Origin of the sequence: Enterobacter sp. CCUG 70166 (genome assembly GCF_020224095.1) — a bacterium.
Taxonomy (GTDB): Bacteria; Pseudomonadota; Gammaproteobacteria; order Enterobacterales; family Enterobacteriaceae; genus Enterobacter; species Enterobacter intestinihominis.
Genome location: NZ_NRIQ01000034.1, coordinates 1 through 19,296 on the forward strand (window position 1 = coordinate 1; position 19,296 = coordinate 19,296).

The window sequence follows — 19,296 nt, forward strand, 5'->3', positions numbered from 1 at the left end:
CCCACGGGGAGAGGGAGAAAACATTAAAAAAGGCAACTTTCGTTGCCTTTTTGCTTTTACCTTGGTCCCGCACTCACCAGCGCAGCACCCGCCGGGGTGTCGGTATACTTCTCGAAGTTTTCGATAAACAGTTTCGCCAACGATTCTGCCTTCTCACGCCACTGTTCCGGTGAACCATAGGTGTTGCGCGGATCGAGGATACGCGTATCCACGCCAGGCAGCTCTGTTGGGATCGCCAGATTGAACATCGGCAGCGCAAAGGTCTCGGCGTTATCCAATGAACCATCCAGAATCGCGTCGATGATGGCGCGTGTATCTTTGATGGAGATACGTTTGCCCGTCCCGTTCCAGCCGGTGTTCACCAGGTATGCCTGTGCGCCGGATGCCTGCATGCGTTTCACCAGCACTTCCGCATACTGCGTTGGGTGTAGCGACAGGAACGCCGCGCCGAAGCAGGCGGAGAAGGTTGGGGTTGGCTCGGTCACACCGCGCTCGGTACCCGCCAGTTTAGCGGTAAAGCCGGAGAGGAAATGGTACTGAGTCTGGCTGGCGGTCAGGCGGGAAACCGGTGGCAGCACGCCGAACGCATCCGCGGTCAGGAAAATCACCTTCGTGGCATGACCCGCCTTCGACACCGGCTTCACGATGTTCTCGATGTGGTAAATCGGGTAAGACACGCGGGTGTTTTCGGTTTTGGACGCATCGTCGAAGTCAACAGAGCCATCGGCACGCACGGTGACGTTTTCCAGCAGCGCATCGCGGCGAATCGCGTGGTAGATATCCGGCTCTGCCTCTTCAGACAGGCGAATGGTTTTCGCGTAGCAGCCGCCTTCAAAGTTAAACACACCGTCGTCGTCCCAGCCGTGCTCGTCGTCGCCAATCAGACGACGTTTTGGATCGGTGGACAGCGTCGTTTTACCGGTGCCGGAAAGGCCGAAGAACACCGCCACGTCACCTTTTTCACCGACGTTTGCCGAGCAGTGCATGGAGGCGATACCGCGCAGCGGCAGCAGGTAGTTCATGACCGAGAACATCCCTTTCTTCATTTCGCCGCCGTACCAGGTACCGCCGATCAGCTGGATACGCTCGGTCAGGTTGAAGGCGATGAAGTTTTCGGAGTTCAGACCCTGCTCTTTCCACTGCGGGTTGGTGCATTTCGCGCCGTTCATCACGATAAAGTCAGGGGTGAAGTTTTGCAGTTCTTCATCGGTCGGACGAATGAACATGTTCTTCACGAAATGCGCCTGCCAGGCCACTTCAGTGATAAACCGAACGGAGAGACGGGTGTCGGCGTTAGCGCCGCAGAAAGCATCGACGATGAACAGACGCTTGCCGGAAAGCTGATGGGTGACGAGCCCTTTCAGATGTTGCCAGGTTTCAGGAGAGAGCGGTTTGTTATCGTTCTTCCCTTTGCCTTTATCGGCCCACCACAGCGTATCGCGGGTGGTATCATCTCGGACGATGTATTTATCTTTCGGCGAACGGCCGGTAAAAATACCGGTATCGACGGCGATGGCACCAAGATTCGTCAACACACCTCGCTCGTACCCTTCCAGTGCCGGATTGAGCTCTTCCTGATACAGCGTATCGTAATCGGGGTTGTAGACCACTTCCTGGACGTCGTGAATACCATAAGCCTTGAGATCTTGCGGGGTTAAACCATTAACACGCATATCACTGCTCCTTAGCCAATATGTACTGCCTGAAATTGTAGGGTTTTTCTGGGGATGTTAACCGCGACGGGGCTCATAGATTTACGTATCTGGTCAAAACCCTTACTAACGGAAAACGCTGCGACTCCAGTCACAGGGCGGGCAGATTATCGCAGGAATCGCTTTTTGGTTGGGGAAAATGTTCTTAAAAGGTTAATCTCTGGTGAATTTATCCAGAAGAATGTGAATGTAATCGCATACATGAAAGAAAATTACGTAAGAGTTACATTGGGAAAACGATTCAGGTCTCTTGGGTCAGCTATTTTCAGAGTTTGAGGTGGGGGCCAGAGTTTTGCCTTGATGAGACAATAGATTTTTCATGAACAAGGGATGAGAAATGGAAAACCGTGAGACGTTATCTCCTTCAACGCGCGTAGCCGTCGTGCTGGCGGGGGCTCTACAGGGCGTAATTTGCTATGTAATTACGTGGTATATCGAGTACGCAAAATTGCCATCGGATACGCTGTGGCTGATGTGTGTAGTACCTGCCACCGTGGTAATGACAACCACGTTGTCTCTTGCCATGACGTCATTCAGAAAGCCATTTTTGTGGCTGTCACTCGGGATGATCGGCGCGGCAGTCGCGGGTATGGGCGGCTGGCTTAAGTGGAGCGTTGCAGGACTCGAAAGCTGGAATCTCAGAGATGAGATGCTCGTTTTCGGTTTTCATCTGCTGCTGATGACGCTGTTCGTGTTGCCATGGCTTCAGCGGCGTCTGGATCCCGTCCCGACTACCTCGTTCTACAGCGACTTTTATCAACGAAACTGGCATAACGCGCTGACGCTGCTCATTATTTTTGTTTCGAATGGTCTCTTCTGGCTGGTGCTTTTCCTCTGGGCCGAGCTTTTCGAACTTATCGGCATCGGCTTTTTTGATCGGCTTTTCTTTCATTCTGACGGATTTATTTCAGTGGCGATTGGCGTGGTTTCAGCCAGTGCGGCCGTGCTCACGCGCATGCAGGTAAGGTTAATCCTTGCCCTGCAAAATCTGCTGACCCTCATAGCCACCGGTCTGCTTCCCCTGATGGCGGCGCTGGCGCTGCTCTTTATTGGCGCGTTGCCTTTTGTCGGCTTTGAATCCATTTCAGCCAGAATATCCGCCGCGGGCTTGCTGACCACCTTAGCGCTGCTGCTGTTATTCCTGGTGACGATAGTGTGGCATCCACAGCGTCAAACGCTGCCTTACTATGCCCCGCTGCGAGGGATGATTCGCCTTGCTGTGGCTATCGTACCCGCGTACCCGGTTCTGGCGGGGTGGGCGCTGTGGCTACGCATTTCGCAATACGGCTGGTCACCCGAGCGTCTGTACGGGGTATTGATAACCATCGTGGCGCTGGTCTGGGCGGTCGGTTTTTGCGCCAGCGTTCTGATTCAGCGCCGTGAACCGCAGAAGATCCATGCGTACGTCATCCCGACGACCGGGCTGCTTTCCCTCATCTTCCTGGCGTTGATCCATACCCCCGTGCTGGATCCGTGGCGAATAAGCGTTGCAAGCCATATGGCCCGCTATCAGGACGGCAGAATAACGGCGGATCAAGTCAGCCTGTATATGCTCAGTAACGCTGGACGAAAGGGGCGGGAGGCGATGCTCACGCTGCAAAACGATCCGCAGTTTATCTCTAACCCAAAACGCCAGCGTGAAATAAATGGTCTTCTCTCCAGGAACGCTGGCGGAGCAGGTAAGATGACCGCCGCGATGCTGGAAAAACAGGTCCAGCTCGCACCGGGAATGGCTCGTCCTGATAAGACATTGTGGCAAGCCATGCTCAGCAATCAGTATCGCTTTGAGAGCTGCGATAGCGCCCAGAGTAACTGTTTACTCATGCCGCTGGATCTTAACGGCGACGGCAAGCCTGAGGCCGTGCTATTTCAATTTACCGATCGCACGATCGTGGCTTACACACAAACCAACACGGGCTGGAGGATCGCCGGGGACGCGTGGAAAATGCCGGAGGCATTGACCAGAGAAGAACTTGACCGCGCATTAAGGCAGAGGAAAGTGAAATCTGTCGTGAAGCCCTGGGCGGATATTGATATTTTTGGGGAGCGTGTCGATATGAGCTACGACAGTTACAATAATGCGCAGCGGCGTTAGTGCTCTTTCTTGCCGGGTGGCGCTACGCTTACCCGGCCTACAATTAGCAATCATATCAAAAAATTGCACAATTCATTGTAGGCCCGTGCAAGCGTAGCGCCGCCGGGCAACAGGCTCAGAGCTTAGTGAACCTGCGGATCCGCCGGAGAGGCGTTATTGCGGATCTCCGCGATATCCATCGAATTGAACACGTAGTGCGTACCGCAGTAGTCACAGTGCATATCGATTTCACCGTCTTCCGCCATGATGCTGTCGATCTCTTCATCCGGCAGCGTTTTCAGGGCGCCAGCACAACGCTCGCGGGAGCAGGTGCACTTAAATTCCACCGCCTGCGGATCGTAAACCGTCACTTCTTCTTCGTGGTAGAGACGCCACAGCACGTCGGTCGCCGACAGGGTGAACAGCTCTTCCGCTTTGATGGTTTCCGTCAGCGTTGCCAGATGTTCGAAATCATTGGTCTGCGCATCCTGCGCAGGCAGAACCTGAAGCAGCATACCGCCGGCAGCAGGCTGGCCATCCACTTCACCGGTGCGGATGAACAGACGGGTTGGCAGCTGTTCGGAACGCATGAAGTAATCTTCCAGGCAGGCGGCAGGCGTATCGCCTTCGAGACCGACAACGCCCTGATAGCGCTCACCTTCTTCAGGCGAAATCGTGATGACCAGGTAGCCGTTACCGACCAGCGTTTTCAGATCCGCATTTTCAGGGATATCGCCCTGAACGCGCGCCACGCCGCGCATCTGCTGCTGGTTATTGCCGTTGATCACCGCCAGCGACATTGGGCCATCGCCCTGCAACTGGACGGTAATATCGCCAGCAAACTTCAGCGTGGCGGTCAGCAGGCTGGTGGCAACCAGCAGTTCGCCCAACAGGGTTTTTACCGGCAGCGGGTAGTTGTGGTTTTCCAGAATCTGTTTCCAGGTTTCGGATACGGTGACCAGCTCGCCGCGCACGGCGAATTGTTCAAACAGATAGCGGTGTAATTGGTCGTGTTGGGCCATTTTCATCTCTCATGCAGGTGAGGGTTACTCGCTCTCACCGTGTTTAAATTTCATCAGATCGCGGCGCTCTTTTTTATCCGGTCGCCGGTCCGGGTGAGGCATCGTCAGCGCGTTCATTTTGCGCGCCAGCGCGGTTTTCTCGCGCTTCTCTATGCTTTCGGCCGTCTCTTCATACAGCAAAACGGCTTCGGTTGCGGGCCGCCGCTGTTCGGTAATGGCTTTCACCACCACCGTTTTCTCATCGTTGCCCTGGCGAAGCGTTAACGTGGCATTCAGTTCAACCAGCTTGCTCGGTTTGCTGCGCTGACCGTTGTAATGCACCTTTCCGCCGTCAACCATTTCTCGGGCAAGGGCGCGCGTTTTGTAAAAACGGGCGGCCCACAGCCATTTATCCAGTCTTACCCCATCAGAGGGTTTTTCTTTCATGGCGTCTCCTTCACGGTGAGTGAGGGGATCATCCGGCGATAGTCGTTCAGCCCCGGATGTCGCAGATAGCTTTTTTCAGCCAGGCCGGAATCAGGATTGGTCACGCCCAGACAATAGCGAATGCCAAATGCGGCCGCAGAATCCAGAATCGGCTCGCTGTCGTCAATGAACAGCGTGCGTTCCGGCTGTAAACCGGTCTCTTCCACCACGGCATGCCACAACCGCTGATCCTCTTTCGGATAACCAAATGTGTGGGTGGAAAGCAATAAATCAAGGTGCGAAGCAAGACCGGTATGTTCCAGCTTCACGGCCAGGTTATGGGGATGCGCATTTGTCAGCAAAATACGGCGCTTACCGCAGGCTTTCAGCGCGTCCAGGAACGGGACCGTATCTTCGCGTAGTACGGCGCGTGCGCCCTGGGCGGTGGTCATGGCGCAAATATCCAGACCGAGTCGCTCGCTCCAGTAGTCAAGACAGTACCAGTTTAGCGTATGCTGCACCGCGCTATATTGCGAACGAATGAATTCCTGCGCTTCCGCCGGGGAGATCCCCTGCTGTTCACCGTACGTTTCCGGAACCAGCTTTTGCCAGAAATAGTTATCAAAGGCGAGATCAAGCAGCGTGCCGTCCATATCAAGCAGGACGGTATCAACCGCCTGCCAGTCGATATTAAGATGCATAAGGGGGAACTCCAGCCAGAAGAAACGTGCGCGACAGGGTAGCACAACTTGTCGCGCAGGGACGTTATCCGATTAGGCTCTCAGAAGAGGAGACCAGTTTCGGGTTTAGGCAATTTTCGTAGTAGGCCTGGATTTCTGCCAGTCGCGTGCGGGAGCGCTGATAGCGGCGTACGGCCTGATAACCGTTCCAGATAATACACGCCAGCATCGCAATCAGCAGCAGGGATGTCCCTACATAGCGCCACAGGCCAGCGCTATCCGGCATACGGTGCAGGCCAATATGACGCGTGCCGTTGGCATCGGTAAAGAGGGTAGTGACGATCCCTTCCGCGCTGAATGGCGTCTGCATCAGCATCTGCGCCAGACGCTGGAATTCGCTCCACTGCTCCTGGGCAGGATAGTCATACAGCGAAACCTGCGGATAGGGTTGATCCACCAGGTCGCTGCCTTCATCGCTGGCAATCACAAAACCACCCGGCGCCGGGCTGTTAAGCGCCTGGGCGGCACGGGTGGTTTCACGCATCACGAAGGGGGCGGTAGAGGTCGCCACCAGGTTATCCAGCGACTCGGCGCTGACCGGACGCAAAAGCACATTCACACCATCGAGGCGTCCCGCTTCGGCGCGTTTCACCAGCGCGTCCCAGTCTTTGCTGTTGCCGAGGTTGACCAGCGCGTTCTTCAGCCGGATACAGTCATCCTGAGCTGAGCAGAGATCTTCTGTTTTCAGGACGATTTCGCCAAAGTCATCCAGCAGCACCATGCCGGACTTCTGAATGGCCGAACGCAGGGCAGGGCTGACGCGAGAATCATCATCCGGTTTTGGATGGAGCTGGCGATTAATCGTCTGGGTGAGCGCGGTGGCCTTATTGACCACATCCGATTCCGGAAGCGGCAGCGGAGAGGCGTCATTCCAGATGATCTGAGAGCAGTCGAACGGCGCGAACGGCGAGTTCTGGCGCGTGTTCCAGGCGCCCGGTGAGTGGATATTACACATCCCGGTGCCTTTCAGCCGCAACGTATCCCCCACGCGTACACCCGCTTCTTCGAGCTGCTGTACGCTGGTGGCTTCCACGGTTTGCGCCCCTTTGATCCATGACAGGGTAAATTTAATCGGCATATCCAGCGGCACGAAAAGCAGCAGCATGAGGAAGATTAACGCGGCGCCACCGGCAATCACCGCGCTGCGAAGCCAGTGCTGAAGCGGGAAGTTTTTTACTTCGTCGTGCAGGGATAAGTAACGTCCCTGGCGTACAACGTGGCGGTCGAGATAGATATCAATATCCGTTTTGTGGCCCAGGTCCTGCGCAATCCACGGCTGCCAGTGGCGCGGATAGATGAGATCGATGATCCCGAGCGAGATATTGTTGATATGTTCCTGATCGTTTTCGCCGAACAGTCCCCAGCGTTTTGGGGTTCCGCGCAGGCAGTGAATTTCGCGTAATGACGTTTTTGCCGGCGGGGCAAATATGCCCCACAGCCCGGCGGCCAGAAGCAGTACTGCGCCGCCCGCGAGCCACGGAACAAACACGTCCGGCGTCAGCAGGCAGATGAAAAAGAGCAGGAACGAGACGACAATCAGCACCGCTTCGCGAATACCATCCGGGCGGCTCAGGACGTACTCTTCATGCGTTTCCTGGCGGATGTTGAGCAGTTCAATCTGCTCTGTCTCTTCACCACGAATAGAGGCCTGCGTTCCGCTCGCGCGTTCCAGCGCAAAGCGTGGCGCTTCCTGAACATATTCGCTCAGAGTATGACCATTAAGGGAGATAACCAGCGGCAGCGTATCGGTATGGATGAGCTCGACGCTGTTTTCGTCGTTGATATACTGCTCCCAGAAGGGAGGCAGGTGCACTTCAACAGAGTCGAGATAGTAACGCCATTTGTTGGGATCGTCGGTTGTGATGCCGTAGCGGGTAATAGAGCGCGTTACGCACAAAACGGTGTCGCTTTGTGCGTTAAGGTTGAGCGATACGGGGGCGGCGCTGGCGCCGGTAGGGCCAGGCGAAAGCCGGGATCGGTTCAGCGTGTCGAGATACTGCTCAACGGTGCTGCGTTCCTCTGGCGAAAGCTTGCGCGTGTTTGCCCCGGCAAACGCGTTCAAAAAGGGCAGCCGATAACGGCGATGTACGCGGCGCCTGAATACCCACACCGCAATCGACGCGCAGGCCAGCACAGCAGCGAGAAAAATCAAAATGGTGCTCATGCTTTCCCCATCTTACTTATCTTCTTACAGGTGTTGTCAGTCGCACCTTTTGTACAATGAATGAGATTCTGTGGTCGGCTATCGGCAAGTATGGAGTCTAACTTGAGCATGTTGACGCGCATCCCAGTGACCGGTAATGATAACAAAGCCTGTTCCGGCGCGATATCAGCAAATTCCTGGAAACTTTTCAACCTCTTGACATTTGTTTTGAAATGAGAATTGCCTACAGTTACGTTGCATAAATGTAAATAAAGAGCAATTGACATTGCCGAAACCGTGCGGCGTATCGCACAATAAAGCCAGTTTACCCAGCAAAGACCCGTCAAGATGACCAAACCCTTACAAAAGCCCACCATTCTGAATGTTGAAACCGTCGCAAAATCGCGTCTGTTTAATGTTGAAAGCGTGGATCTGGAGTTCAGCAACGGTGTGCGTCGTGTTTATGAGCGTATGCGCCCCTCCTCGCGTGAAGCGGTGATGATAGTGCCTATCGTCGACGAGCACCTGATCCTCATTCGTGAATACGCCGTGGGCACAGAATCCTACGAGCTGGGCTTCTCCAAAGGACTGATCGATCCGGGCGAAACGGTGTTTGAAGCGGCAAACCGGGAGCTGAAAGAAGAGGTCGGCTTTGGCGCGAAAGAGCTGACGTTCCTGAAAAAGCTGAGCATGGCGCCGTCCTATTTCTCCAGCAAAATGAACATTGTTGTCGCGGAAGATCTCTATCCTGAATCGCTGGAAGGAGACGAGCCGGAACCGCTGCCGCAGGTTCGCTGGCCGCTGGCTCATCTGATGGATTTGCTGGAAGATCCTGACTTTAACGAGGCACGCAACGTGAGCGCACTTTTCCTGGTGCGGGAGTGGCTGAAGGGGCAGGGGCGTTTGTAGCGCCACCCGTAAAAACGGCAACCGATGGTTGCCGTTTTGCATTACGCTGTAGGCCGGGACAGGCGTCGCCACCGCCCGGCTTTTTTGTTGGCGTCAGAACAGTTCGTGCGTTTCGCCGTTATCAATGATTTCGGTACCCACCTCATGCACCGCCTGCGTGGTTGGCTGCGTACCCTCGATGAAATACTCGGCACGGCTGTTGCCGCCATTCGCGAGCTGTCCGGTGCTGCGGTCAATATTGATCGTGACAATGCCCGGCGGAGGCGTTAGCGGCTGCTCCGGCACGCCCTCGAGAGCGGCCTTCATGTAAGCATCCCAGGCCGGTTGCGCACTCTTAGCCCCACCCTCGTAACCGGAAATCTGATCTTTAATCGCGCCAGAAGCGGTTGTGCGCCCCAGAGTGCGGCGGTGATCGTCAAAACCAATCCAGACCGAGGTGACAACGCCCGGGCCATAACCTGAGAACCAGGCATCTTTTGAGCTGTTGGTTGTGCCTGTTTTGCCGCCGATGTCGCGGCGTTGCAAATCGCGGCCCGCTCGCCAGCCGGTGCCTTGCCAGCCCGGTTCGCCAAAGATGTTGGTGTTCAGCGCGCTCTTAATCAGGAACGACAGCGGCGTGCTGATCACGTGCGGAGCATACTCCTGCGCGCCACTCTGGGCGACCAGCGCCTGATTGGCCTGTTCCAGCTGAGGCTGCGGCACCGCCAGATTCTGACGTTCCTGAGAGATGGCAACATCTTCCATATCCTTGTTTTCAAGGACATTGGATTTTGGCGTGTCGCCGTAAATCACCGGAATATCGCATTCAGGGCAGGCAATTTTCGGCTTCGCTTCAAACAGTACGCCGCCCTGATCGTTCTCGATTTTGCTGATGAAATACGGATCGACCAGGAAGCCGCCGTTTGCCATTACCGAGTAGCCACGCGCGACCTGGAGCGGCGTGAAGGACGCGGAGCCGAGCGCCAAAGATTCGGTATGAACGATGTTTTGCGCCGGGAAGCCGAAGCGTTGCAGATACTCTGCCGCATAATCAACGCCCATCGCACGCATCGCGCGAACCATGACCACGTTCTTCGACTGGCCAAGGCCCTGACGCAGACGGATAGGGCCAGCGTATTGCGCCGGAGAGTTCTTCGGCTGCCAGTCAGAGCCCGCACCGGCATCCCATCGGGAAATAGGCACGTCGTTGAGAATGCTGGCGAGCGTTAGCCCCTTGTCCATCGCCGCGGTATACAGGAACGGTTTGATGTTCGAACCGACCTGACGCAGCGCCTGGGTTGCGCGGTTAAATTTGCTCTGGTTGAAATCGAACCCGCCAACCAGCGCCATCACGGCACCGTTCTGCGGATTGATGGAGACCAGGGCAGAGTTGACGTCCGGCACCTGTGCCAGCCACCAGGCATCGCCTACCTGACGCACCCAGATTTGTTGTCCGGTTTGTACCACATCCGTCACTTTACGTGGAGTAGGCCCCTGAAGGGTGTCAGAACGGTACGGACGCGCCCAGCGGATACCCTCCATACGCAGCGAAACGGATGTACCATCGGCCATCATCGCCACCGCTTCCTGCGGATCGGCCTGGGTGACCACCGCCGGACGCAGCGGGCCATAGGTCGGCAGCGCTTTCAGGGAATCAGTGATTTTTTTGCTGTCCCATGCGCCTTCGCCCACTCTCCACAGCACGTTGGACGGGCCGCGATAGCCGTGACGCATATCGTAATCCATCACGTTATTACGCACCGCCTGCTGGGCAGCCTGCTGCACCTTGCGGGTCACGGTGGTGTAAACGCGATAGCCGTCTTCATATGCTTTGTCGCCGTAGCGGCGCACCATCTCCTGGCGAACCATTTCCGTCAGATACGGCGATGAGAAAGCAATTTCCGGTGCATGGTAATTGGCATCAATCACATCGCTGAGTGCCCGATCGTACTCATCCTGGCTGATGTAGCCTTCGCTCAACATACGCGATAGCACAACGTTACGGCGCGCGGTGGCGCGGTCCAGCGAGTAGAGCGGGTTAAACGTTGATGGCGCTTTTGGCAGGCCGGCAATGGTCGCCATTTCGCTCAGCGTGAGCTGATCGATCGACTTACCGAAATAGACCTGAGCCGCAGCCCCTACACCATAGGCGCGGTAGCCCAGATAGATCTTGTTGAGGTAAAGCTCAAGGATCTCGTCTTTGCTCAGCAGTTGCTCAATGCGGATCGCGAGGAACACTTCTTTGATCTTACGTATCAGCGTCTTTTCCGGGCTGAGGAAGAAGTTACGCGCCAGCTGCTGGGTAATGGTACTTGCCCCCTGAGAGGCATGACCGGAGAACAGCGCCACGCTTGCCGCACGGAAAATACCGACCGGATCGACACCGTGGTGCTCGTAAAAACGGCTGTCCTCGGTGGCGATAAAAGCCTTCACCATCACGGGTGGAATTTGATTTAAGGTCAGTGGGATACGACGTTTCTCGCCGTATTGCGCCATCAGTTCACCATCGGCGCTATAGACCTGCATAGGGATCTGAAGCCGCACATCACGAAGTGTGGCGACATCAGGGAGTTGCGGCTCGACATATTTGTACAAACCAATAATCGAGCCTGCTCCCAGCAGAATGCAACAGACTGCAAGGATCAATAAATACTTTACGAACTTCACCGGAGATTTCCCATTTGGTTTAGCCTGGGCAGTTTCTAAACAATCGCGCGGTAGTATAAAGGCAAGCCTGATTCATTGATATAGCCGTCACTCCGACGGGCGATAAGGAGATCGTGAAGTATGGCTTTTAAAACGTGGCAAACAGGCGTTCATATTCAACAGGATAAGGTGATTGCCGTGGCGCTGACCAGAGAGCGGGCCGGCTGGCGTTTACGGCGCTGGTGGGCGGTGCCGCTGTCGGACGGGGTTATGGGTGAAGGCAAAATACTTAAGCCAGAACAACTGGTTAACGCATTACGTGGCTGGCGGAAAACATTGCCGCACTCGCATCGGGTATTTCTCTCATTTCCGGCAACGCGCGTTCTGCAACGCGCGTTGCCCCGTCCATCCGTTAACTTGCGTGACAGCGAACAGCTCACCTGGGTAGGCGCCGCATTAGCGCGTGAGCTGGAGATGCCTCCCGATACGCTCTGCTTTGACTACGCGCAGGATACGTTCAGCAACACTTTTCAGGTTACCGCCGCGCAAAACAGAGAGGTCGATACCCTGTTGTCGCTGGCGAAAGCGCTGCGTTTGCGCCTGGCCGCAATCGTCCCGGATGCCGGCGCACTGGCTAATCTTCTCTCTGCTGTTGCCCCCGTCCGGTGCGTAGCCTGGAGGGATAAAGACCAGTGGCTGTGGGCGATGCGTCACCAGTGGGGGCGGCGCTACACCACAGAAGCGGCGACGGTGAATGAGCTGGCGGCGTTGCTTGCACTTTCTCCTTCTGATATCGCCGTGTTTGATGCTGCCCGCGATCCGTGGGAAGCGGTGACGCTGTGTCAGCCGCCGTTGCCAGAATGTGGTGCTGATTACACCGTCGCCCTGGCGCTGGCCATGAGCGAGGCGCCGTAATGAGCATGCCCAATCTTTTACCCTGGCGTCGGCAGCAACGTAATCAGCGCCTGCGTTTTTGGGGGCTGCTGTTTACTGCCTCATTGTTGGTGATGCTGGCGGGAGGCGTCAGCCTTCGGGCGACGCAGACTCTCGCGTCACAGGCGTTGCAGAGCGATCTGGCGGGAACGCGTGCGGTGCAGAAGGTATTGAAAGCCCGTCAGCCGCAGTCTGCGGGGCTGGAACCCCTTTCGCAGCCGCCTGAGACGGTGGCATGGCAACCCGCGCTTGAATCCCTTGCCAGTGCAATGCCCCGGCAGGCGTGGCTGACGGCGCTGCGTTATCAGCCACCCTCGCTGATCCTGACGGGCTATACCACCTCACTCCCGACGCTCTCCGCCATGACCGATGCGCTGAAAAGGGTGACGGGGTTTAACCCCGGACCGGCAGGCGAACTGCAACAGGATAGCCAGGGGCGATGGATGTTCTCTTTTCAACTGCATAGCCGGAGGTAGCCAGTGGGCATCTGGTATCAACGCTGGACAGATGCACGTCCTTCCCGGCGCGTCCTTTGCTGGTTGATCGCGTCGGGGATTGTTGCGTTTGCGATTTGGGGAGCGCTGCTCAGACCCGCTGCTCTGTGCTACGCCGATATTCAGGCGCAGGCCAGCAGTGCGAAGCGAATCAACGCCTCGCTGTGGCCAAAGGCCGGGCGGCGACCTGTGGTTACGCAAGTGAAGCCGGTGCAGCCCTTTTCTCCGCTGGCATTTCAGCGTGAGGACGCAAGGCTGGTGTACTGGAAACCGCAGCAGAGTGGGGGAGAGCTGGCGCTGGATGCCTTATGGGGCGCAGTTCCGGCGCTCTTTTCCCGGCTGGCGCTTGAGAACGTGCGGGTGAGCGCGTTTTCCATCACCCCACAGGGAAAACAGCTACGCCTTAGCCTGCAACTGGAGATAGGTCATGCGCAGTAAAACCCGTTTGCTGATCCTGCTTTCTCCGCTTTTCCTGACCGGGATGCGGGATCCCTTCTCCGTGCCGGAAGAGCGTTGCGCAGCAGGGCAACTCAGCCAGTGGCGGTATCAGGGAGTCGTCAGCGGCAGCAGGGATATCGGCCTTATGCAGGACGGGCAGAACCGCTGGCACCGTGTAAAAACGCAGATGCGGTTACCGCCAGGCTGGCGGGTGAGTGCGATAGATACACAACAACTGACCGTTGATGTCGGCGAGATGTGCGAGCCGAAGCGATGGACATGGCAGCGAGAAGGAACGAAAAAAAGTGAAGATATGGATAGGGCTGTTACTGGCGGCACTCAGCCAGCCCCTGTGGGCCGCGACGCCAAAACCGGTCACCCTGCTGGTGGATGATGTCCCGGTGGTGCAGGTATTACAGGCGATGGTAGCGCAGGAGGATCGCAATCTGGTGGTGTCGCCGGATGTCAGCGGTTCGCTTTCGCTGAATCTAACGCGGGTGCCCTGGAGGCAGGCGCTTCAGACGGTAGTGAACAGTGCCGGGCTGGTATTGCGGGAAGAGGGCGGCATTTTTTATGTGCATACGGCGGCCTGGCAGCGGGAGCAACAGACGCGTAAAGAGCAGGAGCGGGCCCAGCGTCTGCTCGACGCTCCGCTGCTCTCTCACAGCATTCCGTTTGCTTATGCGGATGCGGCCGAATTGCAAAAAGCGGCGGAAAAGCTCTTAAGCCCGAAAGGCAGTCTCTCCGTCGACAAGCGCACCAACCGTCTCCTGGTCAGGGATAACAAGTCGGTGGTGGATATGCTCAAGCGCTGGGCAGCGCAGATGGATCTGCCCGTCGAGCAGGTAGAACTGGCGGCGCAGATTGTGACCATTAGTGAAAAAAGCCTGCGTGAACTGGGGGTGAAATGGAACCTCGCTGACGCAACGGAGGCCGGTAAGGTGGGTCAGGTCACGACGTTGGGCGCTGACCTGTCGGTGGCCAGTGCAACCACACACGTTGGGTTTAATATCGGGCGCATCAACGGCAGGATGCTGGATCTTGAGTTGTCGGCGCTTGAGCAAAAGCAGCAGGTGGATATCATCGCCAGCCCGCGGCTACTGGCGTCGCACATGCAGCCGGCCAGCATCAAGCAGGGCAGCGAAATCCCGTATCAGGTTTCCAGCGGCGAAAGCGGAGCGACCTCCGTTGAGTTTAAAGAGGCGGTATTAGGCATGGAGGTCACGCCGGTGGTGCTCCCGGGCGGCCGCGTTCGTCTGAAGCTGCATATCAGTGAAAATATGCCTGGCCAGGTGCTGCAACAGGCGGACGGCGAAACGCTGGCGATTGATAAGCAGGAGATCGAAACGCAGGTAGAGGTAAAAAGTGGGGAAACGCTCGCGCTGGGCGGGATCTTTTCGCAAAAGAATAAAACCGGACGCGACAGCGTGCCCGTGCTGGGCAACATTCCGTGGCTGGGTCAGTTGTTCCGCCATGACGGAAAAGATAACGAACGGCGCGAGTTAGTGGTGTTTATCACGCCACGTCTGGTCAGTATTCATTAATGGGTAACGATCCCCGCAATGATTTTGCATTCAGTTTGTTGCAGATGTTTGACGTGGGGCATGAATTAGCATACAAGGAGTACCGATTTGAGTTGGACTTACGTCTTATTTCCTTATGCGCCGGGAACGGTGATTTAATCAGTTGCCAAACAAGCCGGAGTATTGAGATAATTTTTCGTCTGACTCTCGCTCTATTGCAAATGAGGTTTCAGTTCATGTCCTGCTACGCCGGGTGTCTGCGCAGCGGGGATTACCATTAACGAATAGTCTTAGTAGTACCGAAAAAATGGCAGAGAAACGCAATATCTTTCTGGTTGGGCCTATGGGTGCCGGCAAAAGCACTATTGGGCGTCAGTTAGCTCAACAACTCAATATGGAATTTTACGATTCTGATCAAGAGATTGAGAAACGAACCGGAGCGGATGTGGGCTGGGTCTTCGACGTAGAAGGCGAAGAAGGTTTCCGTGACCGAGAAGAAAAAGTGATCAACGAACTCACGGAAAAACAGGGCATTGTGCTGGCAACAGGCGGCGGCTCTGTAAAATCTCGCGAAACCCGCAACCGTCTCTCCGCCCGTGGCGTAGTGGTCTATCTTGAGACGACCATCGAAAAACAGCTGGCACGCACGCAGCGTGATAAAAAGCGCCCGTTGTTGCAGGTTGAAACACCGCCACGTGAAGTTCTGGAAGCTTTGGCCGATGAACGCAATCCTCTGTACGAAGAGATTGCTGATGTGACCATTCGTACTGACGATCAAAGCGCTAAAGTGGTTGCAAACCAGATTATTCATATGCTGGAAAGCAACTGATTCTGGCTTTATATACACTCGCCTGCGGGTAAAAGCATTTAAGGTGGATGTCGCGTCATGGAGAGGATTACAGTTACTCTCGGGGAACGTAGTTACCCTATCACCATCGCGGCTGGTTTGTTTAACGATCCAGCTTCCTTCTTACCACTGAAAGCGGGTGATCAGGCGATGCTGGTCACCAACGAGACGCTGGCTCCGCTTTATCTCGACCGTGTACGCCACCTGCTTGAGCAGGCGGGCGTGAAGGTCGACAGTGTGATTCTGCCCGATGGCGAGCAGTACAAAAGCCTGACGGTACTGGATACCGTCTTTACCGCACTTCTGCAAAAACCGCACGGTCGTGATACAACACTGCTTGCCCTGGGCGGCGGCGTTGTGGGCGATCTGACCGGTTTTGCAGCCGCCAGCTACCAGCGCGGCGTGCGCTTTATTCAAATTCCAACCACGTTGCTCTCACAGGTCGATTCTTCTGTGGGCGGTAAAACGGCGGTTAACCATCCGCTCGGCAAAAACATGATTGGCGCGTTCTACCAGCCTGCATCGGTGGTGGTGGATCTCGACTGTCTGCAAACCTTGCCAGCGCGCGAACTGGCGTCCGGCCTTGCAGAAGTGATCAAATACGGCATTATTCTTGACGGTGAGTTCTTCACCTGGCTGGAAGAGAATATGGATGCGCTGCTGCGCCTCGATGGGCAGGCAATGGCCTACTGTATTCGCCGTTGCTGTGAGCTGAAAGCAGAAGTCGTTGCCGCAGATGAGCGTGAAACCGGCTTACGTGCTTTACTGAATCTGGGGCATACGTTTGGTCATGCGATCGAAGCCGAAATGGGCTACGGTAACTGGCTTCACGGTGAAGCTGTCGCTGCCGGAATGGTCATGGCGGCCCGTGCCTCTGAACGTCTGGGGCAGTTCAGGCCGGAAGAGACAGCACGTATCATCACGTTGCTTAAACGTGCTGGCTTGCCGGTGAGTGGTCCGCAGGAAATGTCTGCGCAAGCGTACCTTCCCCACATGATGCGCGATAAAAAAGTATTGGCAGGTGAGATGCGTCTGGTACTCCCGCTTGCAATAGGGAAAAGTGAAGTGCGCGGCGGAGTGCCGCACGAAGTCGTACTTGGCGCTATTGCTGATTGTCAGCAGGCGTAACAACTAGAAAGGTCAGGCTGCTTTAACAGGTGGTCGTTTTAGCTTCAGGTAAATGCAGAGTCGTTGGCAGAAGCCTTTGAGTGGGGTGTTAAATGGATGAATTCAAACCAGAAGACGAGCTGAAACCCGATCCCAGCGATCGTCGTACTGGTCGTTCTCGTCAATCTTCAGAACGTGATAACGAGCCGCAGATCAACTTTGACGATGTCGATCTGGATGCAGACGATCGTCGCCCTTCGCGTAGCCGTAACGCGCGAAATGAGCGTGAAGACGAGGAGTATGAATCCGAAGAAGAGTTAATGGATGAACAGCCTGTTGAACGTCGTCCGCGCAAACGTAAAAAAGCGGTAGCGGCAAAACCGGCCTCCCGTCAGTACATCATGATGGGCCTTGGCGTTTTGGTTCTGGTATTGCTGATTGTCGGCATTGGTTCCGCGCTAAAAGCACCTTCTACCCATTCTACCGAGCAGACAGCGTCTGCCGAGAAGAGCATCGACCTGTCTGGTAACGATGCGAGCAACCAGGCGAATGGCGCTCAGCCAGCGCCGGGCACCACTTCCGCAGAGCAGACCGCAGGTAACACCAGTGCCGGTCAGGATATCTCTCTGCCGCCCGTCTCTGCGACCCCAACTCAGGGCCAGGCGCCTGTTACGCCGGAGGGCCAGCAGCGTGTTGAAGTTCAGGGCGATCTGAATAACGCGCTGACGCAGCCGCAGAATCAGGAGCAGGTTAACGCTGCCGTGGTGAACTCCACGCTGCCTACTGAACCTGCCACCGTTGCGCCAGTTCATGGCAGCAATGCCCAGCAGCAAACGGCGGCAACGGAAACCAAACCGCGCCATACCCAGACTGCGCCGCGTCAGGAGCGTAAGCAGGCTGTGATTGAGCCGAAGCGTGAGACGAAACCGCAGACCGTGGCAAAAGCGCCAGAAACGAAAGCGCCAGCGCAGACAAAACTTGCGGTGAGCCAACCGGTTAAAGCGCCAACGCCTGCGGCAACCGCTGCACCTAAAGCAACGGCGACCACAACCGCGCCTGCTGCAACTGCGGCACCGGCTGCTACGCCAACCGCTAGCGCATCCAGCACCGCGGCAGGTAAAACGACGGGTAACGTGGGTTCTCTGAAATCCGCATCATCCAGCAACTACACGTTGCAGCTGAGCAGTTCGTCTAACTACGACAACCTCAACGCCTGGGCGAAGAAATCGAATCTGAAAAACTATGTGGTTTATCAGACGACCCGTAACGGACAGCCTTGGTACGTTCTGGTAAGCGGAGTTTATGCCTCAAAAGATGAAGCAAAACGAGCCGTCTCCACGCTGCCTGCCGATGTGCAGGCGAAAAACCCGTGGGCGAAGCCAATTCATCAGGTGCAGGCCGATCTGAAGTAATGTTTAAAGCGCAGGATGCTGTCGGAGCTTTCTCCACAGCCGGAGAAGGTGTAATCAGTTAGTCAGCATGAAAAAAAATCGCGCTTTTCTTAAATGGGCAGGGGGGAAATACCCCCTGCTCGACGATATTAAAAAGCACCTGCCGAAAGGCGAGTGTCTTATCGAGCCCTTCGTGGGTGCTGGATCGGTATTCCTGAATACCGATTTTTCTCGTTATATCCTGGCGGATATCAACAGCGACCTTATCAGCCTCTATAACATCGTGAAACTGCGTACCGATGAGTATGTGGAAGAGGCGCGGAAGCTGTTTACGCCAGAGAACAACAACCCGGACATTTACTATCAGTTCCGCGCTGAGTTTAATCAGAGCCAGGACCCGTTCCGTCGCGCGCTGTTGTTTCTTTATCTCAACCGCCATGGCTACAACGGTCTGTGCCGGTATAATCTGCGTGGCGAGTTTAACGTGCCGTTTGGCCGCTATAAGCGTCCCTATTTCCCGCAGGACGAGCTGTATCACTTTGCTGAAAAAGCGCAGAATGCCGAGTTCTACTGTCTCTCCTATGAAGAGTGCATGGAGCTGGCGGGTGTAAACTCGGTGGTCTACTGTGACCCGCCTTACGCGCCGCTGTCTGCCACGGCAAATTTCACCGCCTACCACACCAACAGCTTCAGCCCGGCCGAGCAGGCGCGTCTGGCTGAGATGGCGGAAAAGCTGGTCAGCAAAAGAATTCCGGTGTTAATTTCGAATCACGACACGCCTGATACGCGCGAATGGTACAAAGCCGCGAAGCATTTTCAGGTAAAAGTGCGGCGTAGCATTAGCAGCAACGGCGGCACACGTAAAAAGGTGGACGAACTTCTGGCGCTTTATCGACCCTGAGCCTTTGCCCGCCGGTAAACACATTTCAAGGA

At 55.8% G+C, this 19,296-nt stretch carries 17 protein-coding genes; 11 read left to right on the plus strand and 6 right to left on the minus strand.

All coding sequences use genetic code 11. The features are described 5' to 3' along the window. Positions 1–56: 56 nt before the first annotated feature. Positions 57–1,673, minus strand: a complete 1,617-nt coding sequence (pckA, locus tag CKK19_RS13875) for a phosphoenolpyruvate carboxykinase (ATP) (protein WP_063853938.1) — start codon at positions 1,671–1,673, stop codon at positions 57–59. Positions 1,674–2,049: 376 nt separating this feature from the next. Here pckA and CKK19_RS13880 point away from each other — a divergent pair, with 376 nt between their 5' ends. Further along, positions 2,050–3,807: a DUF4153 domain-containing protein gene (locus CKK19_RS13880; protein ID WP_048966605.1), complete on the plus strand. Its 1,758-nt coding sequence runs from the start codon at positions 2,050–2,052 to the stop codon at positions 3,805–3,807. A 122-nt stretch (positions 3,808–3,929) separates the two neighbouring features. Here the strand turns inward: CKK19_RS13880 and hslO are convergent, their stop codons facing one another. The 4 genes from hslO to CKK19_RS13900 all read right to left on the minus strand — a co-directional run bounded on the left by hslO (position 3,930) and on the right by CKK19_RS13900 (position 8,117). Continuing rightward, complete coding sequence (hslO, locus tag CKK19_RS13885; RefSeq protein ID WP_225455163.1) at positions 3,930–4,814, minus strand: Hsp33 family molecular chaperone HslO; 885 nt, start codon at positions 4,812–4,814, stop codon at positions 3,930–3,932. A gap of 18 nt (positions 4,815–4,832) precedes the next feature. Next, complete coding sequence (hslR, locus tag CKK19_RS13890; protein ID WP_003861618.1) at positions 4,833–5,234, minus strand: ribosome-associated heat shock protein Hsp15; 402 nt, start codon at positions 5,232–5,234, stop codon at positions 4,833–4,835. Then, the gene (gene yrfG / locus CKK19_RS13895) at positions 5,231–5,914 is read right to left on the minus strand and encodes a GMP/IMP nucleotidase (RefSeq protein WP_003861619.1); all 684 of its coding nucleotides are present in this window, start codon (positions 5,912–5,914) and stop codon (positions 5,231–5,233) included. The genes hslR and yrfG overlap by 4 nt, the downstream gene beginning before the upstream one ends. A gap of 64 nt (positions 5,915–5,978) precedes the next feature. Next, complete coding sequence (locus tag CKK19_RS13900) at positions 5,979–8,117, minus strand: intracellular growth attenuator family protein (protein ID WP_058645889.1); 2,139 nt, start codon at positions 8,115–8,117, stop codon at positions 5,979–5,981. A 327-nt stretch (positions 8,118–8,444) separates the two neighbouring features. Between CKK19_RS13900 and nudE the strand changes: the two genes are divergently transcribed. Continuing rightward, on the plus strand, positions 8,445–9,005 hold the full coding sequence (gene nudE / locus CKK19_RS13905) for an ADP compounds hydrolase NudE (protein WP_003861622.1): 561 nt from the start codon (positions 8,445–8,447) through the stop codon (positions 9,003–9,005). 93 nt (positions 9,006–9,098) lie between these two features. On the opposite strand, the gene mrcA is transcribed toward nudE, so the two are convergent. After that, positions 9,099–11,651: a peptidoglycan glycosyltransferase/peptidoglycan DD-transpeptidase MrcA gene (mrcA, locus tag CKK19_RS13910; RefSeq protein WP_063853937.1), complete on the minus strand. Its 2,553-nt coding sequence runs from the start codon at positions 11,649–11,651 to the stop codon at positions 9,099–9,101. 120 nt (positions 11,652–11,771) lie between these two features. Here mrcA and pilM point away from each other — a divergent pair, with 120 nt between their 5' ends. From pilM to dam, 9 genes are all read left to right on the plus strand, one after another. Next, positions 11,772–12,545, plus strand: a complete 774-nt coding sequence (pilM, locus tag CKK19_RS13915) for a pilus assembly protein PilM (protein ID WP_032626799.1) — start codon at positions 11,772–11,774, stop codon at positions 12,543–12,545. Then, complete coding sequence (locus CKK19_RS13920; protein WP_023307110.1) at positions 12,545–13,039, plus strand: PilN domain-containing protein; 495 nt, start codon at positions 12,545–12,547, stop codon at positions 13,037–13,039. The genes pilM and CKK19_RS13920 overlap by 1 nt, the downstream gene beginning before the upstream one ends. A gap of 3 nt (positions 13,040–13,042) precedes the next feature. Continuing rightward, the gene (locus tag CKK19_RS13925) at positions 13,043–13,495 is read left to right on the plus strand and encodes a hypothetical protein (protein ID WP_023298776.1); all 453 of its coding nucleotides are present in this window, start codon (positions 13,043–13,045) and stop codon (positions 13,493–13,495) included. Continuing rightward, complete coding sequence (locus CKK19_RS13930) at positions 13,485–13,889, plus strand: HofP DNA utilization family protein (RefSeq protein ID WP_032621951.1); 405 nt, start codon at positions 13,485–13,487, stop codon at positions 13,887–13,889. Before CKK19_RS13925 ends, CKK19_RS13930 begins: the two co-directional genes overlap by 11 nt. Next, entirely contained in the window at positions 13,801–15,039 is a 1,239-nt protein-coding gene (hofQ, locus tag CKK19_RS13935; protein ID WP_063853936.1) for a DNA uptake porin HofQ, read from the plus strand. The genes CKK19_RS13930 and hofQ overlap by 89 nt, the downstream gene beginning before the upstream one ends. A 286-nt stretch (positions 15,040–15,325) precedes the next feature. Continuing rightward, a complete protein-coding gene (gene aroK / locus CKK19_RS13940; RefSeq protein WP_003861630.1) occupies positions 15,326–15,847 on the plus strand; it encodes a shikimate kinase AroK in 522 nt (173 codons plus the stop codon). 57 nt (positions 15,848–15,904) lie between these two features. Next, a complete protein-coding gene (gene aroB, locus CKK19_RS13945; protein ID WP_022649622.1) occupies positions 15,905–16,993 on the plus strand; it encodes a 3-dehydroquinate synthase in 1,089 nt (362 codons plus the stop codon). A gap of 92 nt (positions 16,994–17,085) precedes the next feature. Next, the gene (gene damX, locus CKK19_RS13950) at positions 17,086–18,384 is read left to right on the plus strand and encodes a cell division protein DamX (protein ID WP_063853935.1); all 1,299 of its coding nucleotides are present in this window, start codon (positions 17,086–17,088) and stop codon (positions 18,382–18,384) included. 67 nt (positions 18,385–18,451) lie between these two features. Continuing rightward, a complete protein-coding gene (gene dam, locus CKK19_RS13955) occupies positions 18,452–19,264 on the plus strand; it encodes an adenine-specific DNA-methyltransferase (RefSeq protein WP_022649620.1) in 813 nt (270 codons plus the stop codon). Positions 19,265–19,296: the final 32 nt, after the last annotated feature.

Excerpts from the sequence above, each read along its gene's own strand:
- aroK (WP_003861630.1), top strand. The coding sequence starts at position 15,326 with ATGGCAGAGAAACGCAATATCTTTCTGGTTGGGCCTATGGGTGCCGGC.
- CKK19_RS13930 (WP_032621951.1), top strand. The coding sequence starts at position 13,485 with ATGCGCAGTAAAACCCGTTTGCTGATCCTGCTTTCTCCGCTTTTCCTG.
- aroB (WP_022649622.1), top strand. The coding sequence starts at position 15,905 with ATGGAGAGGATTACAGTTACTCTCGGGGAACGTAGTTACCCTATCACC.
- yrfG (WP_003861619.1), bottom strand. The coding sequence starts at position 5,914 with ATGCATCTTAATATCGACTGGCAGGCGGTTGATACCGTCCTGCTTGAT.
- CKK19_RS13880 (WP_048966605.1), top strand. The coding sequence starts at position 2,050 with ATGGAAAACCGTGAGACGTTATCTCCTTCAACGCGCGTAGCCGTCGTG.
- CKK19_RS13900 (WP_058645889.1), bottom strand. The coding sequence starts at position 8,117 with ATGAGCACCATTTTGATTTTTCTCGCTGCTGTGCTGGCCTGCGCGTCG.
- pckA (WP_063853938.1), bottom strand. The coding sequence starts at position 1,673 with ATGCGTGTTAATGGTTTAACCCCGCAAGATCTCAAGGCTTATGGTATT.
- hslO (WP_225455163.1), bottom strand. The coding sequence starts at position 4,814 with ATGAAAATGGCCCAACACGACCAATTACACCGCTATCTGTTTGAACAA.
- damX (WP_063853935.1), top strand. The coding sequence starts at position 17,086 with ATGGATGAATTCAAACCAGAAGACGAGCTGAAACCCGATCCCAGCGAT.
- hslR (WP_003861618.1), bottom strand. The coding sequence starts at position 5,234 with ATGAAAGAAAAACCCTCTGATGGGGTAAGACTGGATAAATGGCTGTGG.
- pilM (WP_032626799.1), top strand. The coding sequence starts at position 11,772 with ATGGCTTTTAAAACGTGGCAAACAGGCGTTCATATTCAACAGGATAAG.
- dam (WP_022649620.1), top strand. The coding sequence starts at position 18,452 with ATGAAAAAAAATCGCGCTTTTCTTAAATGGGCAGGGGGGAAATACCCC.
- CKK19_RS13920 (WP_023307110.1), top strand. The coding sequence starts at position 12,545 with ATGAGCATGCCCAATCTTTTACCCTGGCGTCGGCAGCAACGTAATCAG.
- nudE (WP_003861622.1), top strand. The coding sequence starts at position 8,445 with ATGACCAAACCCTTACAAAAGCCCACCATTCTGAATGTTGAAACCGTC.